The organism is Kitasatospora sp. NPDC056273, assembly GCF_042268845.1.
Classification (GTDB): Bacteria; Actinomycetota; Actinomycetes; order Streptomycetales; family Streptomycetaceae; genus Kitasatospora.
This window is the reverse complement of the sequence record NZ_JBHJSJ010000019.1, coordinates 77,226-94,149: the sequence shown is the minus strand read 5'-3', so window position 1 is coordinate 94,149 and position 16,924 is coordinate 77,226. Positions and strand designations below refer to the sequence as shown.

The window sequence follows — 16,924 nt, the reverse complement described above, 5'->3', positions numbered from 1 at the left end:
GGCCCGGCTGCCGAACGGACGGCCACATCTTTCGACGGACCGTCACCGACGGGGTGGGAGGGGCGGGTTCAGTCCGACGTCGGCGGTGTTCTCGGCGCGCGGAACAGGCAGCCGACGGCTGCGGCCAGGACGATGGCACCGACCGCGACGAGCGAGGCCGACAGTCCGTCCATGAAGGCGGCCTTGACGCCGTCCGCCAGGGCCGCTCCCCCGACGCCGAGCCGATCGGCGACGTGCAGGCCCGCGGCGGCGGAGTCGCGCGCGGCCGAGGCCGCCTCGGCGGGCAGCTGGTCGAGGGAAGCGGGGAGGCTGGATCGGTAGTGGCTGCCGTAGATCGAGCCCATGAGGGCGATGCCGACGGCCGAGCCGACCTCGCGGGTGGTGTCGTTCATCGCGGAGGCGACGCCCTGCCGGCCGCGGCCGAGCGAGCCGGTGATGGCGGAGGTGCCCACGGCCCCGGACAGGCCGATGCCGAAGCCCGCCAGGACGAGCCCGCCGAGGAAGGGCAGGTAGCCGGAGTCGACGTCGATCCGGGAGATGACGAACAGGCCGGCGCTCAGCAGGGCCAGGCCGGCGGCCATGGTGACCTTCATCCCCACCCGTCGCACCAGGCGGGGGGTGAGCTGCGAAGTGGGCAGGACGACCACGGCGACGGGGACGAGGGCGACGGCGGCCTTGAGCGGGCTGTAGCCGAGGATGAGCTGCAGGTATTGCAGGCCGACGAAGAAGAACCCGAAGACGGCCATGAACTGTACGAGGACGGTGATCGCGCCGGCCCGGAAGCCGCGGATGCCGAACAGGGCGGGGTCGAGGAGCGGGTGCTCGTTGCGCAGGCCGAGCCAGGCGTACGCGGTGAAGGCCAGAACCGTGACGACGAGTGCGGCGACGGCCGGGGGCTGCGTCCAGCCCTGCTCGTTGCCCTCGATGATGGCGAAGACCAGGGTGCCGATCCCGAGCGCGGTGCAGACGGCCCCGGGCACGTCGGGCGGCTCGGGGTGCGGGTCCTTGGTGTCGGGCGCCAGGAGGATCCCCGCCAGCGCGGCGACCAGGGCGACCGCGGCGCCGGTGACGAAGATCGACCGCCAGGAGTACCACTCCAGCAGCGTCCCCGCGGCGAGCATGCCGAGGATGGCGCCGGCCGCGGCGAATCCCGACCAGGTAGCCACGCCCTTGGCCCGCTGCTCGGGCGGGAAGGCGGCCGTGATGGTGGACAGCGTGCCCGGCATGATCATCGCGGCACCGATCCCCATGACGACCCGCCAGACAATGAGCGTGGTGGTGGAGTCGGCGAAGGAAGCGGCCAGGGAGGCGGCACCGAAGACCACGGTGCCCGCGACGAGGACGTTGCGGCGCCCGAGCCGGTCGCCGATCGCGCCGAGGGGCAGCACGAGCGCGGCCAGGGCGACGGTGTAGGCGTCGGCGATCCAGGTCAGCGAACTGTTGGTGGCCGACAGGTCGAGCGCCAGGTCCGGCAGTGCGAGGTTGAGGGCGGAGACGGAGGCCACGACGAGGACCAGGGCCAGGCACATGGCGGCGAGTACGCCGTTGTGTCCGGCCCGGCCGGCCGCGACGGCGCCGAGGCTCTCCCCCGCCCGGTCGTCGGTCTGGTGTTGAGGGATGGTGGACATGGGGAACCTGTCTCGGTCGATGCTGTGTTGAGAGGGCCCGAGGGGCGGACGCGCCGCGGGTGCACCGGGCCGCACGGAACGGACGCACCGCGATCGGGCGGGCGCCTCACAGCGGCAGGGTCGGGAGGCGACGCTCGGGCGGGGACGCGCGCTTCGGTGTCGGAGCGGCCGACGGCCCCGGACGCGTACGGGGTGGCACCGGGCGGGTCCGGGCCGGCGGCACGGCCCTGCCCGGTTCCGGCCGGGTCGGCGGCCGGGCGGCACGGGGAGCCGGCCGCGGAGTCGCGCGACCGGCCGGGCTCACTCCTCCTTCTCCGCCGCCATGCGTGTAGCCGCCTCGTAGACGAGCCGGGCGTGCAGTTCGAACATCGCGACCAGGTCGACGCCGTCCCCGTTGATCTCGCGCTGGACGAACAGTCCGTCGGCACCGGCGACGGCATAGGTCGTGAGCAGGCGGACAGAGTCCTCGTCGAGGTCCGGGACGAGCTCCCGGGCCATCTCGGCGATCTTCGCACCCGCGATCTCACGGACCTGGAGGAACACCGTCCGGCCCCGGGGCTCCGTGGGGCGCCGCTCCAGCGCGAGCATCAGCCCGAACCGGAGGAAGTCGGGAGCGTCGATCAGCGACTTCGCCACGCTCACCGCCATGGCCGTGACCCGCTCCAACGGAGTGCCCGCTTCCTCGCCCGGCAGCTCGACGGCAGCCAGCCAGGTCGCGAAGCTGCGTTCGATCACCGCGGCGATCAGGTCGTCCTTGTCCTTGAAGTGCCAGTAGATCGAGCTGGCGGGCAGCCCGCACTTGGTGCTGACGGCCGCGATCGAGGTGCCCTCGTAGCCGCGCTCGCCCGCGATCTCCACGGCGGCGTCCAGGATGCGCTGGCGCGACTCCACCCCGTTCGCGCGCTTCTTGCGGGTCGTCTGCGGCCCGGCCATGGCGGGTGCCTCCTCGTGTTCGGGTGCGTTCGACTGTCGTCGACGGCGATCCTACTGCAGCGTTCACTCCAATTGGAGCGATCACTACAGCAAGTGTGCCACAGTGCGCTCGCCGGCGCGCTCCGCCTGCCGGATCGGCCGAGCGCGTCCGGCTCGGGGCTCAGCCCGTACGGGCCCCGAGCCGGGCGGCCAGCGCCGGGAACTGGGCCAGCGCATTGCCCCGCTCGACAGCCAGGCGCTCGTCGGGACCGAACGTCTCGTCCAGTTGGGGCGCGGGATCTCCGGCCCCCAGGAACAAGGGACTGCTGAACGGCCAGTCGGTGGCGAACAGGATGTGCTCGGCGCCGGCCAGCTCCCGCACCGACTTCATCGCCTGGGGCGCCGGCGAGAGGGCCGTGTCGTAGAAGAGGCCGCGGAACTGCGCACTGCTGTCCGCCGACCCGGAGGCGCCGAACCGCTGGGCGAGCTCGGGGGTCAGCGTCAACAGGCTCGCACGGTAGGAGATGTAGGGCAGCGTGCCGCCGGCGTGGGCGGCCAGCCAGCGGATGCGCGCGTGCCGCTCGTACACCCCCTTGTAGAGCATGTTGACCAGCGCTCGCGTGGTGTCGAACGTGAACTCGTAGAGGAAGGGCGGCAGCCCCAGGTCGGGATAGGCCGAGGGGGTCACCGGGTGGACGAACACCATGGCCCGCAGGTCGTCGAGTTCGCGCAGCAACGGCTCGAAGACGGGATCGCCCAGGTAGGTCCCGCCGTAACTGCTGAACAGGCCCACGCCGTCCAACCCGAGTTCACGCACCGCCCTCCGGGCTTCCACCACCGCGTCGCCCACGTCCATCGCGGTCACCCTGCGGCCCAACGGCAGGACCGCGAAGCCGCCGAAGCGCCCCTGGCGGTAGGTGGATCCGCAGACGAGCTCACGGCTCATGTAGGTGTTCAGGCGCCGCGCCATGGCCAACCGGTCGGCGGCGGCATCCAGATAGGTGACCCCCGGCTCGGAGACGGAGACCACCTGCGCCTCGATGCCGTAGCGGTTCATGAAGTCGACCGCGAGGGCCGGGCTCCACACCGGGACCGGCACTCCGCCGATCTCGACGATGCCGTGCGCGGCGAGGGACTGCCGGTAGAAGTCCGGGAGCAGGTGGCAGTGCACGTCGATGCGGCCCCGGCCGCGCGTCACGGGCGACCGCGGCGCCGGGTCGGGCGATGCCGCGCGGGCCGGCGTCGGATCGAGCGCCGCGGTGGCGACGGCGAGCGGCAGGGCGGCCTTGAGGAGCCTTCGGCGCCCCGGACTTGGGGCATTCTCGGTTTCGGTGTCGGTCATTACGCGCACCTCCTGTGGGCAACGGGACGCAGCATGAACCGTTGGCGGGTCGTCATCGGCACCAAGCAGGCATGCCGGACCGGCGGGTCTGCGTCGCCACGGACGCACCCGTTCATGTAGCGGTCACTACAGACTCATGTAGTGACCGCTACGGTAAGAGGGGCGAAGGTCGGAGTCAATGGGCAGGGCGCGGCGAGATCCGGTCCAGGGGACCATGCAGGGCGCACCGCCCACCGCCGCTCTCTCCGGATCCCGGTGCGGGCCGCCACACCGCCCTGCGGGCAGCTCACTTCAGCCGACAGGTCTTCGACGACCTGCCACTGCGACACGAGCGCCCAGGTACGTAGAGCCCACCAGGCGCGGCCGCTGCTACCGATCCGCCGACTTCGCCCGGTGGGCGGCGATCAGGTCGCGGTACCAGGCGTAGGAGGCCTTCGGGGTGCGCTGCTGGGTGGCGAAGTCGACGTGGACGAGGCCGAAGCGCTGGTGGTAGCCCTCGGCCCATTCGAAGTTGTCGAGGAGGGACCAGGTGTAGTAGCCGCGGATGTCGATGCCTTCGGCGGTGGCTTGGGCGAGGGCGTCGAGGTGGGCGGACATGAAGTCGATGCGGGGCTGGTCGGGGGTGGTGGACTCCTCGACGGAGCAGCCGTTCTCGGTGATGGTGAGGGGTGGGAGGGCCTTGCCGTACGACTCGCGGAGGTTGAGGAGGAGTTGGCGGAGGGCTTCGGGGACGACGGGCCAGCCGAAGGCGGTGTGGGGGACGTCGGGGATGTCGACGAGGTCGAAGGGGAGGCCGGGTTCGGTGGGGGCGGCGACGCGGGTGGGGTTGTAGAAGTTGAGGCCGAGGCCGTCGAGGCCGGGGGTGTGGATGAGGTCGAGGTCGCCGGGGTGGACGGCGCCGAAGATGTCGTCGGGGACACCGAGGGCGGTGAGGTCGGGGTAGCGGCCGAGGAGGACGGGGTCGGTGAACAGGCGGTTGTGGAGGGCGTCGTAGGCCTCGGCGGCGGCGAGGTCGGCGGGTGAGGGGGTGGCCGGCTCGACGGGGGTGAGGTTGTTGGAGAGCATCGCCTCCAGGCCGCGGTCGTGGAGGACGGTGGCGGCCAGGCCGTGGGCGAGGAGCTGGTGGTGGGCGGCGGGGAGGGCCTCGAACATCAGGGTGCGGCCGGGGGCGTGGGTGCCCAGGGCGTAGCCGAAGACGGTGTGGACGAAGGGCTCGTTGAGGGTGATCCAGGCGGGGACGCGGTCGCCGAGGCGGTCGGCGACGATCCCCGCGTACTCGGCGAAGCGGTACGCGGTGTCGCGGTTCAGCCAGCCGCCGTGGTCTTCGAGGCCCTGCGGGAGGTCCCAGTGGAAGAGGGTGGGCAGCGGGGTGATGCCGGCTTCGAGGAGGGCGTCGACGAGGCGGTCGTAGAAGGCGAGGCCGGCGGCGTTCACGGCGCCCGCGCCGGTGGGCTGGACGCGGGACCAGGCGACGGAGAAGCGGTAGCCGTCCAGTCCGAGGCCCTTCATCAGGGCGATGTCCTCGGGGTACCGGTGGTAGTGGTCGCAGGCCACCGCGCCGGTGTGGCCGTCGCGGACGGCGCCGGGGCGGGCGGCGAAGGTGTCCCAGACGGAGGGCCCGCGGCCGTCCTCGTTCACCGCCCCCTCGATCTGGTAGGCGGCGGTGGCGGCACCCCAGCGGAACCCCGCCGGCAGGTCGAAGCGGTCCGGCATGACAGCCTCCTGACGGAAACATGAGGGGAAGTCATGTTACCGGCGCGGCGCCGAAACACCAGAGTGGAACGACGGAAGGGACCGGAGCCCCGCAGAGGGCCTCGGTCCCTTCCGTCGTCCGGTGGCCAGGGGGTGAGGGACTCACCCAGGACCCGTCACCACACGTCGGCGAGCTCCCGCAGCAGTTCGACCACCCGTGCCGTCTGCACCGGCCCGAGCCGCGGGTCCGGCGCCACCGAGGTGAAGACCAGGGCCAGCATCACCGCCGCGTCCAGCCGGTAGAGGAGGTCGGCCGCGGGGGTGACGGAGGACTTCCCGCCCGCGGCCTCGTAGCCCTGGCGGATCGCCCGCTCGTCCAGGCCGTTCTCCGGGATGAGCGCGTACTCGGACATCCGCGCCAGTTCCATCGCGGGGTCGCCGATCAGCACGTTGGACCAGTCGATCAGCGCGGCCACCCGCCCCTGGCTGCACAGCAGGTTCTGCCGGCGCAGGTCCAGGTGGAGCAGCGCCGGCTCGGCCGACGTCTCGGCGAGCCGCGCCGCGATCGCCGCGCGCTCGGGCAGCTCGCCCAGGCCCGGGCGGAGGTCCAGCAGCCTGCCGAACCGGTCGGGCAGCCGCTGCGCCAGCAGGTCGGGGACGGGCCGGCCGTACTGGACGACGGGCGCGAGGTCCGGGGCCGGCTTGGCGCGCAGCGCCGCGAACAGCGCCCCGACCTCGGACCAGTCCGGTGCCTGGGCGTCGGAGTCCACGAAGGCCGAGAGCAGCACCGGCGTGCCCGTCCGGGTGTACTCGATGCCCAGGGCGCGGGCGACCGGGAAGCCGTCCGGGGCCAGCCACTGGGTGATCCGGAGTTCCTGCTCCAGCAGGCCGTCCGCGCCGACGCCGACGTTGTTCGCGGTGTGGAACGTACGGGCGCGCGGCACGCGCAGCACCACGTCCTCGTGCGCCGCGCCGCTCAGCGGGCTCGCCCGGTAGACGAGGAACTCCACGCCGCTGCTGAGCACCACGGGCGGGGTGTAGCCGAGCGAGCCCGCGAGTTCGGCGAGCCCGTCCGTGACGTCCTGGTCGATCAGTTGTCCAGTGGCGGGAAGCCTCACCAGAAACCTTCCTCTGTTTGTCATTTGACGGCCAGGAAGCCCTCGAAGCAGGTGTACTTCTGGGCCGTCATGGCCTGGCCGGACCCGGCCCTGCTGCCCTGGCGACGCTCCGCCAGGGTGCGGATCAGGGTACCGGTCGAGCAGCCCACGTCGAGGAGGAGGCCGTCCTCTACGACGATGCCGGCGTAGTGCCGGGCGACCAGCTCCGGCAGTTGCGGGAACTCCCTCGGCCGGCAGCGGGGCGATGCTCGTGTGGGTCTGGAGGTCGCGGACGGCGTGGCAGTCGCCGATGACGGCCGGGAAGTCGCCCGTGGCGAGCTGGTTGGTGCTCTCCTGGAGCGGCGCACCGGATTCCGTCGATTCCGCCGCGCTGCCGTGTCGCCGTACTGCCGTACTGCCGCGCCGACCCGGTTCGGGACGCGGCCGGGCCCGCCCTCCCGGTGGGGCGGGAGGACGGGCCCGGGTGGGTCAGCGGTGGGTCAGTGGCGGGTCAGTGACGGACCGGCGGCGGCAGCTGCCGCTCCCGGGCGGGCGCGGTGAAGGCGACCGGACCGGTGCTGGAGGGGGTGCTGCCGCCGCGGACGGGCAGGCCGCCCTCGACGGCGTACATGGCCTCGTCGTAGGCCTGGCCGTCGGCCGGGGCCCTGCCGACCGCGAAGATCGCCACCGCCTTGCCGTCGAGGACGGAGGTGGAGAGGTAGTCGCCGACCATGGCGCCGCCTCCGGTGGCGGCGATCCGGGACAGCGGCATCGGGCCGGCGACGGTCCGCGGCGCGCTCCAGGTGGCGCCGCCGTTGGCGGAGGAGATGAAGCCGACCTCCAACTCGCAGGTGGCGTCGGTGCAGTCGGCGTTCGGGTAGAAGTAGTAGTACAGCCCGAGCTTGGCGCTGTGCCCGGAGGTGGCGCGGTCGACGCCGAGGCCGGGGAGGAAGTGGTCGGCGCCGCTGGTGGTGGCGTCGATCGGCACCCGGGTCACGGCGGACCAGGTGGTCCCGTCGGCCGAGGTCGCGTAGACGATGTCGTTGCCCGGGCAGCCGGCCCGGAACCGGCAGTCCTGCCAGGCGACGTAGACCCGGCCGGCGCCGTCGATCTCGGCCGAGGGCAGGCCCTCGCCGTCGCGCAGGCCGCCCGCGACGCCGTGCGCCACGACGTCGGCGACCAGGACGGTGGAGCCCCAGGACCGGCCCCCGTCGGTCGAGTTGAAGGAGCGGATCGAGGTGGTGTCGGTCGAGAAGGGGACCACGACCCGGCCGTCGGGCTGCACCAGCGGCTGGCCGCCGAGGCCCAGGTTGACGCCGGACGGGCCCGACGGGGCGGACCAGGTGGCGCCGCCGTCCCGGGAGGCGGACATCACCACCAGGTTGTCGGAGGAGGGGATGTCGACCTCGATGTAGCAGGTGCCGAAGTACGGGCTGGACGGGGTGTTGTCGCAGACGATCCACTCCTTGTCGTAGCCCTGGCCGTCGAAGCCGACCGCCCGCACCGGGTCCTGCCAGCGCAGGCCGTCGGCCGAGCGGCTGACGGTCACCCCGACGGGGTTGATCGCCGCGTCGATGACCAGGCCGGCGATCATCCAGGTGCCGTGCCTGGCGTCGTAGGCGATCGAGGGGTCGGAGGCCCGGGCCCAGTTGCCGCCGCCCTGGTGGGTGGTGATGCCGGGCAGGATGCCGTGCCGCCAGGTGGCGCCGCCGTCCCGCGAGGTGTTCCAGCTGAGGGCGGCCGAACCGCCGGCGGGGAACCGCCCGACCTGGGACGAGGAGACGATCGTGCCGCCGTAGGCGAAGGTGTCGGGCTCCACCTCGGTGGCGTGCTGGCTTCCGGTCCCGGTGTCGGTGAACGGGTCGGCGCTCACCTGCAGCAGGCGCGGCCCGCCGCCGTCGACGGTCAGGGCGTACGGGGCGGCGCCGGCGGCCGGGGCGGCGTTCCAGGCCGCGCCGGTCAGGACGAGGGCGGCCGCGGCGGCGACGGCGAACGGCCGCCGCCAGCGGGCAGGGGTGCGCGGGTGCTTCATCCGAAGCTCCTTCGCGTGGGGGAAGGTACGGACGACGAGGGGCGGGCCGCGGTCCGAGGGCGCGGCGACCCGCCCCGGTTGGCGCGTGCGGATCGGAGGAGTCCGGCGCCGTCGAGGCTCGTGGGGGCGACGCCGCCCGATCGCGTGCCGCGCGCAGAAGTGCACACGTGTTCGCAAATCGGAAGTGTGAGCCGGATCATGACATCGCACAAGATGTGCGACCAAAACGGAACGGCGCCTCGCGGACCGTCGGGTCCGGCGCCCCTCCCCCGGCGCGGGGCGGCGCCCCCGCGGACGTGAATACTGGCTGGTTGTCATCCGTTTTCCGTGGCTGGGGCGTCCTGAAGGCATGAAGCGCGAATCGATCCTCCCGGGGGGCTCCGGATCCGACCCGTTCGACGAGTTCGTCGTAGCCCGGTACCAGGCCCTGCTGCGGGGGGCGTACCTGATCACGGGTGACGTCCACGACGCCCGGGACCTGCTGCACGACGCCCTCGCGCAGGTGTACCCGAAGCGTTCGACGATCCGGGACACGGCCGCGACCGAGGGGTACGTCCGCAGGACGATGGTCCGCACCCACGTCTCGCGCTGGCGGCGGACCAGACGCGAAGTGCTCACCTCCGCACTGCCGGACGGACCGGCGGCCCCGGAGGGCGAACGGGACGACCAGCTGGCGGCGGCACTGGCCGGACTGCCCAAGCGGCAGCGGGCCGCCGTGGTGCTGCGCTACTACCTGGACCTGCCGGTCGCTCAGGTGGCGGAGGAGCTGGGGTGCTCGGTGCCCACGGCGAAGACGCACCTGGCGCGCGGGATCAAGGCGCTTCGACAGGACATGGAAAACGTGAGGGAGCTGGTAGGCCGTGAGCGCTGAGGACAGGTTCGAGGAGGAGCTGGTCACCCGGCTCCGAACACACGCGGCAGGGATCGCCGGCACCCCGCCGCTGGCCGAACTGCACCGGGCCGGGCGTCGGCGCGCCCGGCGGCAGGCCGCCGTACGGGGGGTGACGGCGGCCGCGGTGCTGGTCCTCGGAGCGGGAGCGCTGACGCAGCTCGGTGGCGGCGGCCCCGGGAGCGACCGTACGGGGGCGGCCGGGACGGGCCTCAGCGTGCTGACTCCGACGGCGGGGGCGACGGCGCCGGGGCGCACCGCCGTGATGCTGAACTGTGTGAACGGGCCCACGTCGATGCGGACACCGGGCTGGCACCAGCACTCCAGCCAGCAGCCCTGGGAGACGCCGTCGGCGATCACCTCGTCGGGCTACTCGTCGTCGTGGACGCCGCCGCCGGGCTCCCCTTGGTTGGGCCTGTTGTCGCCTGCCACCCTTCCGCCGGGCTACTCGTCCTCGGACGTCCCGTCGACAGGCACGCCGTTCTCCGGCCTCCCGTCGTCGTCCGGCTCGCCGTCGTCCCTGCCCACGGACTCGGCCTCGGGCTCGGCCTCGGGCTCGGGCTCGGGCTCGGGCTCGGGCTCGGGCTCGGGCTCGCCGTCGTCGCTGTCGTCGGAAGACCCGGCGGAGGCCCGCGTGACCCGGGCGGGTGAGTCCATCGAGACGCTGGCGATGACCGACTACCCGGACCACTACTTCGGCACGTGCCGCGACAGGAACACGGACACGCTCTACGTGATGCGGGTCCCCGGCAGCGGCCTGGACGCCGCCGTGACCGCCAGGGCGGCCGACTGGCCCACGGTGAAGGTGCGGTTCGCCGACGCCGCGGGCTCCCGCGAGCAGCTCATGACCCTCCTGAACCGGATCCGCGCGGACACCGAGGAGTGGCGGGTCAGGGGCGTGGTGATCGACGGGCTGACGCTCGCCATCGACGGCACCGGCGTCGTGGTCGACACCCCGCAGTGGCAGTCCGCCGAGGCGGACATCAAGGCGAAGTACGGGGCCCTGGTGGCCGAGGTCCGCTAGCGACCCTGCTTTTCAACGCCATTGGCCACCAAGGGACTTGGACCAGGTCCGGAGGGCGGTGTCACCGACCGGGTCGGTGGCTCCGCCGTCCGGCGTGTCCGGGTTCCGGCGCGCTCACTCGTGGGCGCTGATCTCGCCGCCGGCGCTGAGCACGATGGAGACGCCGTTGGCGTCGACCCCGACATCGTGCTGGTTCGCCTCCAGCGTGCCGTACACCGCGTTCTCGTTGCCGAGGATCTCCGCGCGGTACCGGAGTTCGCCGACCTTCGTGACCTTGGCCGTCCAGCCGCCCGCCAGCTTGAAGGTGCCCGGCCCCTGGTGGCTGCCGCCCATCCAGGAGCGGATCCGGCCGTCCAGCGAGAGCATGACGAACATGCCGTTGGCGTCGAGCCCGTCGTCGTGCTCCTTCGTCTCCATGGTGGCGAGGACCTGACCGGCGTTGACGATCTTGGCGGTGTAGTGCTGGTTGCCGAGGTCGTGGATCTCGGCCTTGCTGCCGTCCACCAGGGTCTCGGTACGGACCCCCTGGCCCCCCTTGGGCGGGGTGGCCGGCGTGGTCGCGGCGTGCCCGCTGGGCGCGGCGGCCGGAGGGGTGGCGCCGCGCGTGCCGGTCGGAGTGGGCGCGGCGGAGGCCGTGGCCGGAGGCTCGGTGGCGGGCGCGGCGGGCGGCGCGGTGGCGGCGGCCGACGCGGTGGTCGGCGCGGCCGCGCCGGTCGCGCCCGACGTGGAGGAGCAGGCCGTCGCGGCGGGCACCAGCAGGGCCGCGGTCAGGACGGTTCCGGCCAGCGTACGGGCAGTGGTCGCGCGGCGGATCGTCGAGAAGGGCATGCGGTTCTCCTGAGCGAAGTGCGGGTGAGGAGCGCGCGGCGCCCTCTCCTGCGGGGACCGGAGGGCGGCTTCGCGTGCAGTTCGAAGGTAGTGCGAACAGTCGACGGAATGGAGCCTTCCGTGTCACCGAACTGCAACGCCCCTGGCCGCACGGCTCCGGTCACGCCGGCGCCGAGCCGTACTCAAATCCCCTGCCACCGCCGTCGGTACGGCCGCGCCGACGGCCGGTCAGCGCTTCGCCGTGGCGGCGGACAGCTGTCCGCGTACCCATGCGGGGTCGGGGTTGGTGTGCGGCCGGCCGGTCACGACGACGGTCGGCACGGTCTCGTTGCCGTCGTTGGCCGCGCGCACCACCGCGGCCGCCTCCGGGTCGCTCCAGATGTTCACCCAGTGCACCCGCCGGGCCGCCCGGCCCAGCCGGATCCGCAGCCGCAGGCAGTACCTGCAGCCCGGCCGCCAGTACACCACCGGCCGGCCGTCGGCCGCGCTGCGGCGCTGCGCCTCCGCCGCGCCGAGCGACTTCGGGAAGACCAGGGTCGAGCTCACGGCCGCGAGCCCCGCGAACCCCAGCAGGTACACGACGGCCGCTCCGCGGCTCCCGCTCAACACGAGTCCGCCCGCGACGGCCGCACCGCAGAGCACCAACAACAACGGCAGCATCCACACACGCATCATGGCGGCCCAGGCTATCCGTACACGGCCCCCGCCGCTCCACTCCCCCGGCTGTGCCGCGCGAGGGCCTTCGACACTCGAATCAACACCCTTGCAAAAACCGGGTGGTGACGCTGCGTCAGGACATCTCGCGATGGCTCGGCGGACCGCCGGGAAGCCCGAGGGCCGAGGTCAGGCGAGGTCGCGCCGACGGCGGAGCGAACCGGCCGTCAGGATCACCGGGCCGGCCAGGCTGCACACCGCCAGCAGGAGCAGCGCCGTACGCGGCCCCCAGGCCGTGGAGGCGGCACCGGCCAGCAGCGCGCCGACCGGGATGGAGCCCCAGGAGACGAACCGGACGGTGGCCATCACCCTCGGGAGCAGCTCCGGCGGAGTGTGGGTCTGCCGGTAGGTGCGGGCGACGATGGTGGTGACCACGACGCCCGCCGCGAAGCCCGCGTTGCCGAGGGCGAAGAGCAGCACCGCCCACCCCGAACCGGCCGCCGGGAGCAGGAAGGTGACGAGCGCGGCGATCCGTGCCGACCACCGCAGGGCCCCGCCGCTGCCGATCCGGGAGACCACCCGGGGCGTCAGGACGGCGCCGACCAGGCTGCCCAGGCCGCCGGTGGCCATCAGCGCGCCGACGGCCGCGGCCGGGGCGTCGAGGGCGTCCACCAGGAACACCGGAGTGAGCGTCATCAGCCCACCGGAGACGAAGTTGACCGCGGTGGCGTAGGCGGCACACGGCCCGATCACCGGATGCCGGGTGACGAAGTGCCAGCCCTCGCGGATCTGCCTCCACATCCCCGCACCGCCCGGCCGCGGGGCGGGCCGCTCCGCGCGCGGCAGACTGCGCAGCAGCGCCGCCGAGACCAGGTAGCTGACCGCGTCCAGCACCATCGCGGCCGCACCGCCGACGAGTTGGACCAGCACCCCGCCCAGCGAGGGGCCGGCCAGCTCGGTCGCGGCGCTGCTGCCGGAGAGCAGGCTGTTGCGGACGGTCAGCTCCTCCTTGGCGACGATCGAGGGCAGGAAGGTGGAGTTGCCGACGTCGAAGACCACACCCGCCAGCCCGACCAGCAGCGCGACCACCACCAGCTGCGGCAGGCCCAGTACGCCCAGGGCCGCCGCCACCGGCACCGAGGCCACCGCCGCCCCGCGCACGAGGTCCATCGCCACCTGGGTGCCGCGCAGCGGGAGCCGGTGGACCAGGACCCCGGCCGGCAGTCCGACCAGCAGCCAGGCCAGGTACCCGGCGCCGGTGACCAGGCCGACCTGCCAGGCCGTCGCGTGCAGGGTGAGCACGGCGATCAGCGGCAGGGCCACGACGGACACCTGGTTCCCGAGCCGGCTGACCAGCGATCCGGTCCAGTAGCGCCAGAACACCCCCGCCGAGGTCCGGTGTCGCGCCTCCCCCTCCGCTGCGCGGTCCGCCGCGACCGCCGTCCGCGTCGTCACATCCATCTTCGGTCCGTCCCTTCCGTCGCAACCGGCCCACCCATCGCTCCCCCGCTTCCCCGGCGCCGGCGCTCCCGGCCGCACGCTGGAGCCCGGCGCCCATCGAGACCGCACGGCCGCACGCACCACCCGCGAGGCCCCGGGCCGCCGCACCGGCGCCCAAGTCACGGACCAGCCGGTCGCGTTCGCCGAGCACGCCGCGCCGCACCCGCCCACCGTCCGGGCCGCGGGCGTCGACCGGCCCGAACGGATCACCCTCGCGCCGGACGCCACCCGCACCATCCGTGGGGTCCGCTACCGGTGATCGACCCGGCGGGATCGGTGAAGGGCGCCCGCGCCCCGGTCGACGGGCTCACGGCACACTGACGGCGGGCCGTGACCGGCCCAGCCCTGACGCACCGGGCGTCCGCACAGCCGCCCGGGTCCTGACGCGTCCCTGCCCAACTCACCCGACGCCCACACCCCGAACGACCGAACACGCCACGGCCGTCACACCGAAACCCGGCCACCCCATGCGGTGGCCCGCACACCCGGCCGAACCCTGGCCGGATCCCGCCGCCGCCGGGGCCGCGGCCGCGCGCTCCCGCCGGTCACTCTCACGCGGCCGCCGCACCCGCCGCGCCGCGCCGCCGATCCGACCGCAGCGCGACCGGACGATCCCGCCACCCGCCCCCGCGGCGCGGCCGTCCCCGCGGGAGAACCACCCGGAAGGCCCGCTTCCGGATTGTGACGTGCCCCTGTCTAGTTCGTTCCCGTCCCGGTGTGGTGGGATGAGCCTCACGGGGATGAACCGCTGACGGGGGTGTGTGCTGGTGCGGAATGGATGGTTGCGGGAGCTGGACGGGGACGCGGTGCGCCTGGCGGCCGTGGGGCTGGTGCGGCTGGGGGCGCAGGACTGGCTGAGTACGGAGGGCGGGGCGCCGGCCTGGGTGGGCGGGTTGCGGGCGGCCTCGTTCGCCGATGCCTGGCTGGCGTTCGGGGACGGACCCGCGTCCGGGTTGCGGGCGCCCGCGCCGGAGGTGCTGCGGGCCGTGGTCGCCCGGGCCGCGGAGCTGGTGCTGCGCTCCTGCCGGGAGGACGGTCCGGCGGCGCTGGAGTGGCTCGGGCAGCGCTCGGCGGAGGCCCGGGAGCAGGCGCATCGGGAGGACGCCTCGCACCCGGCCGAGCCCTGTGCGCTGACCCTGGTGTGGCACGGGGTCCAGGCGCTGACCGCCGAGGACGGGCCGGATCACGCCCGCCGGATCGAGGAGCGCGCCGAGGCGTACGTGCGGGAGCGGCACTGCCGCCAGGACACCCTGGCGCTGGTGCTGTGCTGCACCCGGATCGCCGCGGCCGCGCTGGTGGAGCTGTGCGAGGGCGATCCGGAGCGGGTGGCCGGCCGGCTGGAGCAGGACGCGGCACGTTCCATGCCGCGCGCCGGCCGGGTGCCGCTGTGGGTACCGGGCCGACCGGCCCTGCCCGCCGGCTGACCGGGCCGATCGGGGCACCGACCGGGCCGGCCGGAACGCCGGCCGGCCCGGTCAGGCGGCGGCGAGCAGCCGGGCGACCTCCGTCATGGCCGCCCCCAGTGGCAGGTCGAGGCGGAGCCCGGCGAGTTCGTCCCCGCGTGTCGGCCCCTGGTTGACGATCGCGACCGGCAGCCGGGCCCGGGCGGCGCGGCGGACGAAGCGCAGCCCGGACAGGACCGCCAGGGAGGATCCGAGGACCACCAACGAGCCTGCCGCGTCGACCAGTTCGTAGCAGTGCTCGACCCGGGGCGGTGGGACGTTCTCACCGAAGAAGACCACGTCGGGCTTGAGCACGCCGCCGCACGCCGTGCAGGCGGCGACCCGGAAGCCGTCCACCGCGGACTGCGGCAGCCGCGCGTCGCCGTCGGGCCGCAGCTCCGCCCGGGTCGACCGGAAGCCCGGGTTGAGCTCCTCCAGCCGCCGGTCCAGCTCGGCCCGGGTGCTGGTGCGGAGGCAGTCGAGGCAGACCACCCGGCGGAGTCCGCCGTGCAGCTCGACGGCCTCCCGGGTGCCGGCCGCGTGGTGGAGGCCATCGACGTTCTGGGTGATGACCGCCGCGACGTGCCCGGCCCGGCGCAGCCGTTCCACCGCGTGGTGCCCGGCGTTGGGCCGGGCCCCGGCGATCGCGGGCCAGCCGGTGTGGCTGCGGGCCCAGTAGCGGCGCCGGGCCTCCGCACTGCCGGTGAACTCCTGGTACGTCATCGGGGTGCCGCTGCGGCGGCGGCCGGTGGCGCCGCGGTAGTCGGGGATACCGGACTCGGTGGACAGGCCGGCCCCGCTGAGCACCACCGCGCCGCGCCGGTCCAGCAGCCGTACCAGGCCTTCCAGCTCCTCCCCCGGGGGAACGGCGGCCTGCCCGCCCGGGTGTTCGAACGCGTCCATACCGTCGAGGTTAGGGCGTGGCGCCGCAGGAGGGGCCGGCACAGGTCCCGGACGCTCGGGATGCGATCGCGGCACCGCGCGGTCCTGTCAGCTCTTCCGGCCCCGCGGCACGTGGTTCCCCGCCCGCCCGGGCGGCTCCTCGGCGGCACCGGCGGCGAAGGCCGTGATCCGCTCCAGCGGCGGGTTCCAGCCCCGGGTGGTGTCCACGGCCAGGCAGGGGGCGTCGAGCGCGATCGGCACCCAGGACTCGATCGGCCGCTCGCCGCGCGCGATGCGGCGCAGCAGCTCACCGTCCGCGTGGACGGCGCGACCGGGTTCCTCGGCGGCCCTGCGGGCGATGCGCTCGCGGGCGGTCCCGGGGTCGACGGTGCAGCGTACGATGCGCAGCTCGGCGCGGCCGACGAGCGGCAGCAGACCGGGCCGCCACAGCCGGTCCTGGAAGGCCGCTTCCGCCACCAGGTCCGTTCCCGCGCGCAGGAGTCCGTCGACGGTGCGGAAGAACTCGGTCAGCGTCCGCTGGTTCAGGTCCTGGTCCAGGTCCTGGTCCACGTCCAGGTCCAGGTCCAGGTCCTCGGCCGGGGCCTGCCGGGCGGCGGCCATCCGCTCCTTGATCTCGTCCCGGCAGACCGCCGGGCGGCCGAGCGCGTCGGCCAGGGCGTGCGCCAGCGTGGTCTTGCCCGCTCCGGGCGGGCCGCTCACGACGAGCAGGTGCGGGCGTCGGTCCATGGTCGGGGTTCGGTCCGTGGTCGGGGTTCGGTCCGTGGTCGGGAGGGAGGGCGTCATGCCTGCCGAGTCTGCGCCGGGCGGCCGCCGCCCGCCACCTCCCCTGCGGGTGGCGGACGGCGGACGGCGGCATAGCGCCGCCGGAACCCGCCGGAGCCGCCGTTCCAGTGGACCCGCCCCTCGGGAAACCCCGCCGACGCGGAGGTGAACGAGGCCGAACCGCCGCTACAGGAGCAGATGTTGCCGCATTCCGGCGAC

15 protein-coding genes are annotated in these 16,924 nt (G+C 74.0%); 3 read left to right on the top strand and 12 right to left on the bottom strand.

All coding sequences use genetic code 11. The annotated features are described in order from the left end of the window. Positions 1-68: 68 nt before the first annotated feature. The 7 genes from ACFCY1_RS19190 to ACFCY1_RS19160 all read right to left on the bottom strand — a co-directional run bounded on the left by ACFCY1_RS19190 (position 69) and on the right by ACFCY1_RS19160 (position 8,703). Positions 69-1,628 (bottom strand): MFS transporter, encoded by a 1,560-nt coding sequence (locus ACFCY1_RS19190; protein ID WP_375875324.1) that lies wholly within the window; start codon positions 1,626-1,628, stop codon positions 69-71. A 300-nt stretch (positions 1,629-1,928) separates the two neighbouring features. Beyond that, complete coding sequence (locus ACFCY1_RS19185) at positions 1,929-2,561, bottom strand: TetR/AcrR family transcriptional regulator (protein ID WP_049656129.1); 633 nt, start codon at positions 2,559-2,561, stop codon at positions 1,929-1,931. A gap of 160 nt (positions 2,562-2,721) precedes the next feature. Beyond that, positions 2,722-3,882, bottom strand: coding sequence for an amidohydrolase family protein (locus tag ACFCY1_RS19180; RefSeq protein ID WP_375875323.1), 1,161 nt, complete (start codon positions 3,880-3,882; stop codon positions 2,722-2,724). Positions 3,883-4,251: 369 nt separating this feature from the next. After that, entirely contained in the window at positions 4,252-5,595 is a 1,344-nt protein-coding gene (locus ACFCY1_RS19175; protein WP_375875322.1) for a GH1 family beta-glucosidase, read from the bottom strand. 155 nt (positions 5,596-5,750) lie between these two features. Then, the gene (locus ACFCY1_RS19170; protein WP_375875321.1) at positions 5,751-6,692 is read right to left on the bottom strand and encodes a phosphotransferase family protein; all 942 of its coding nucleotides are present in this window, start codon (positions 6,690-6,692) and stop codon (positions 5,751-5,753) included. Between the two features lie 20 nt (positions 6,693-6,712). Continuing rightward, on the bottom strand, positions 6,713-6,841 hold the full coding sequence (locus ACFCY1_RS19165; RefSeq protein WP_255357452.1) for a hypothetical protein: 129 nt from the start codon (positions 6,839-6,841) through the stop codon (positions 6,713-6,715). 341 nt (positions 6,842-7,182) lie between these two features. Then, positions 7,183-8,703: a sialidase family protein gene (locus ACFCY1_RS19160; RefSeq protein ID WP_375875320.1), complete on the bottom strand. Its 1,521-nt coding sequence runs from the start codon at positions 8,701-8,703 to the stop codon at positions 7,183-7,185. Between the two features lie 349 nt (positions 8,704-9,052). Between ACFCY1_RS19160 and ACFCY1_RS19155 the strand changes: the two genes are divergently transcribed. Next, positions 9,053-9,574 (top strand): SigE family RNA polymerase sigma factor, encoded by a 522-nt coding sequence (locus tag ACFCY1_RS19155; RefSeq protein WP_053112272.1) that lies wholly within the window; start codon positions 9,053-9,055, stop codon positions 9,572-9,574. Then, positions 9,564-10,616 carry a hypothetical protein gene (locus ACFCY1_RS19150; protein WP_375875319.1) on the top strand — a complete coding sequence of 351 codons (1,053 nt, stop codon included), beginning with the start codon at positions 9,564-9,566 and terminating at the stop codon, positions 10,614-10,616. Before ACFCY1_RS19155 ends, ACFCY1_RS19150 begins: the two co-directional genes overlap by 11 nt. 114 nt (positions 10,617-10,730) lie before the next feature. Here ACFCY1_RS19150 and ACFCY1_RS19145 read toward each other — a convergent pair whose 3' ends face one another. From ACFCY1_RS19145 to ACFCY1_RS19135, 3 genes are all read right to left on the bottom strand, one after another. After that, positions 10,731-11,444 (bottom strand): hypothetical protein, encoded by a 714-nt coding sequence (locus ACFCY1_RS19145; protein ID WP_375875318.1) that lies wholly within the window; start codon positions 11,442-11,444, stop codon positions 10,731-10,733. Between the two features lie 228 nt (positions 11,445-11,672). Next, positions 11,673-12,119 (bottom strand): glutaredoxin domain-containing protein, encoded by a 447-nt coding sequence (locus ACFCY1_RS19140; protein WP_375875316.1) that lies wholly within the window; start codon positions 12,117-12,119, stop codon positions 11,673-11,675. A gap of 168 nt (positions 12,120-12,287) precedes the next feature. Then, positions 12,288-13,559 carry an MFS transporter gene (locus ACFCY1_RS19135; protein ID WP_375875315.1) on the bottom strand — a complete coding sequence of 424 codons (1,272 nt, stop codon included), beginning with the start codon at positions 13,557-13,559 and terminating at the stop codon, positions 12,288-12,290. An 821-nt stretch (positions 13,560-14,380) separates the two neighbouring features. Here ACFCY1_RS19135 and ACFCY1_RS19130 point away from each other — a divergent pair. After that, positions 14,381-15,022: a hypothetical protein gene (locus tag ACFCY1_RS19130; protein WP_375875314.1), complete on the top strand. Its 642-nt coding sequence runs from the start codon at positions 14,381-14,383 to the stop codon at positions 15,020-15,022. A gap of 51 nt (positions 15,023-15,073) precedes the next feature. On the opposite strand, the gene ACFCY1_RS19125 is transcribed toward ACFCY1_RS19130, so the two are convergent. Both ACFCY1_RS19125 and ACFCY1_RS19120 read right to left on the bottom strand, forming a co-directional pair. Next, positions 15,074-15,943 carry an NAD-dependent protein deacetylase gene (locus ACFCY1_RS19125; RefSeq protein ID WP_375875313.1) on the bottom strand — a complete coding sequence of 290 codons (870 nt, stop codon included), beginning with the start codon at positions 15,941-15,943 and terminating at the stop codon, positions 15,074-15,076. An 87-nt stretch (positions 15,944-16,030) separates the two neighbouring features. Continuing rightward, complete coding sequence (locus ACFCY1_RS19120) at positions 16,031-16,669, bottom strand: AAA family ATPase (RefSeq protein WP_375875312.1); 639 nt, start codon at positions 16,667-16,669, stop codon at positions 16,031-16,033. Between the last annotated feature and the right edge of the window lie 255 nt (positions 16,670-16,924).

What these genes read in the sequence shown, in the direction of transcription:
- ACFCY1_RS19120 (WP_375875312.1), bottom strand. Translation starts at nt 16,669, where the DNA reads ATGGACCGACGCCCGCACCTGCTCGTCGTGAGCGGCCCGCCCGGAGCG.
- ACFCY1_RS19175 (WP_375875322.1), bottom strand. Translation starts at nt 5,595, where the DNA reads ATGCCGGACCGCTTCGACCTGCCGGCGGGGTTCCGCTGGGGTGCCGCC.
- ACFCY1_RS19190 (WP_375875324.1), bottom strand. Translation starts at nt 1,628, where the DNA reads ATGTCCACCATCCCTCAACACCAGACCGACGACCGGGCGGGGGAGAGC.
- ACFCY1_RS19135 (WP_375875315.1), bottom strand. Translation starts at nt 13,559, where the DNA reads ATGGATGTGACGACGCGGACGGCGGTCGCGGCGGACCGCGCAGCGGAG.
- ACFCY1_RS19180 (WP_375875323.1), bottom strand. Translation starts at nt 3,882, where the DNA reads ATGACCGACACCGAAACCGAGAATGCCCCAAGTCCGGGGCGCCGAAGG.
- ACFCY1_RS19145 (WP_375875318.1), bottom strand. Translation starts at nt 11,444, where the DNA reads ATGCCCTTCTCGACGATCCGCCGCGCGACCACTGCCCGTACGCTGGCC.
- ACFCY1_RS19140 (WP_375875316.1), bottom strand. Translation starts at nt 12,119, where the DNA reads ATGATGCGTGTGTGGATGCTGCCGTTGTTGTTGGTGCTCTGCGGTGCG.
- ACFCY1_RS19185 (WP_049656129.1), bottom strand. Translation starts at nt 2,561, where the DNA reads ATGGCCGGGCCGCAGACGACCCGCAAGAAGCGCGCGAACGGGGTGGAG.
- ACFCY1_RS19125 (WP_375875313.1), bottom strand. Translation starts at nt 15,943, where the DNA reads ATGGACGCGTTCGAACACCCGGGCGGGCAGGCCGCCGTTCCCCCGGGG.
- ACFCY1_RS19160 (WP_375875320.1), bottom strand. Translation starts at nt 8,703, where the DNA reads ATGAAGCACCCGCGCACCCCTGCCCGCTGGCGGCGGCCGTTCGCCGTC.
- ACFCY1_RS19155 (WP_053112272.1), top strand. Translation starts at nt 9,053, where the DNA reads ATGAAGCGCGAATCGATCCTCCCGGGGGGCTCCGGATCCGACCCGTTC.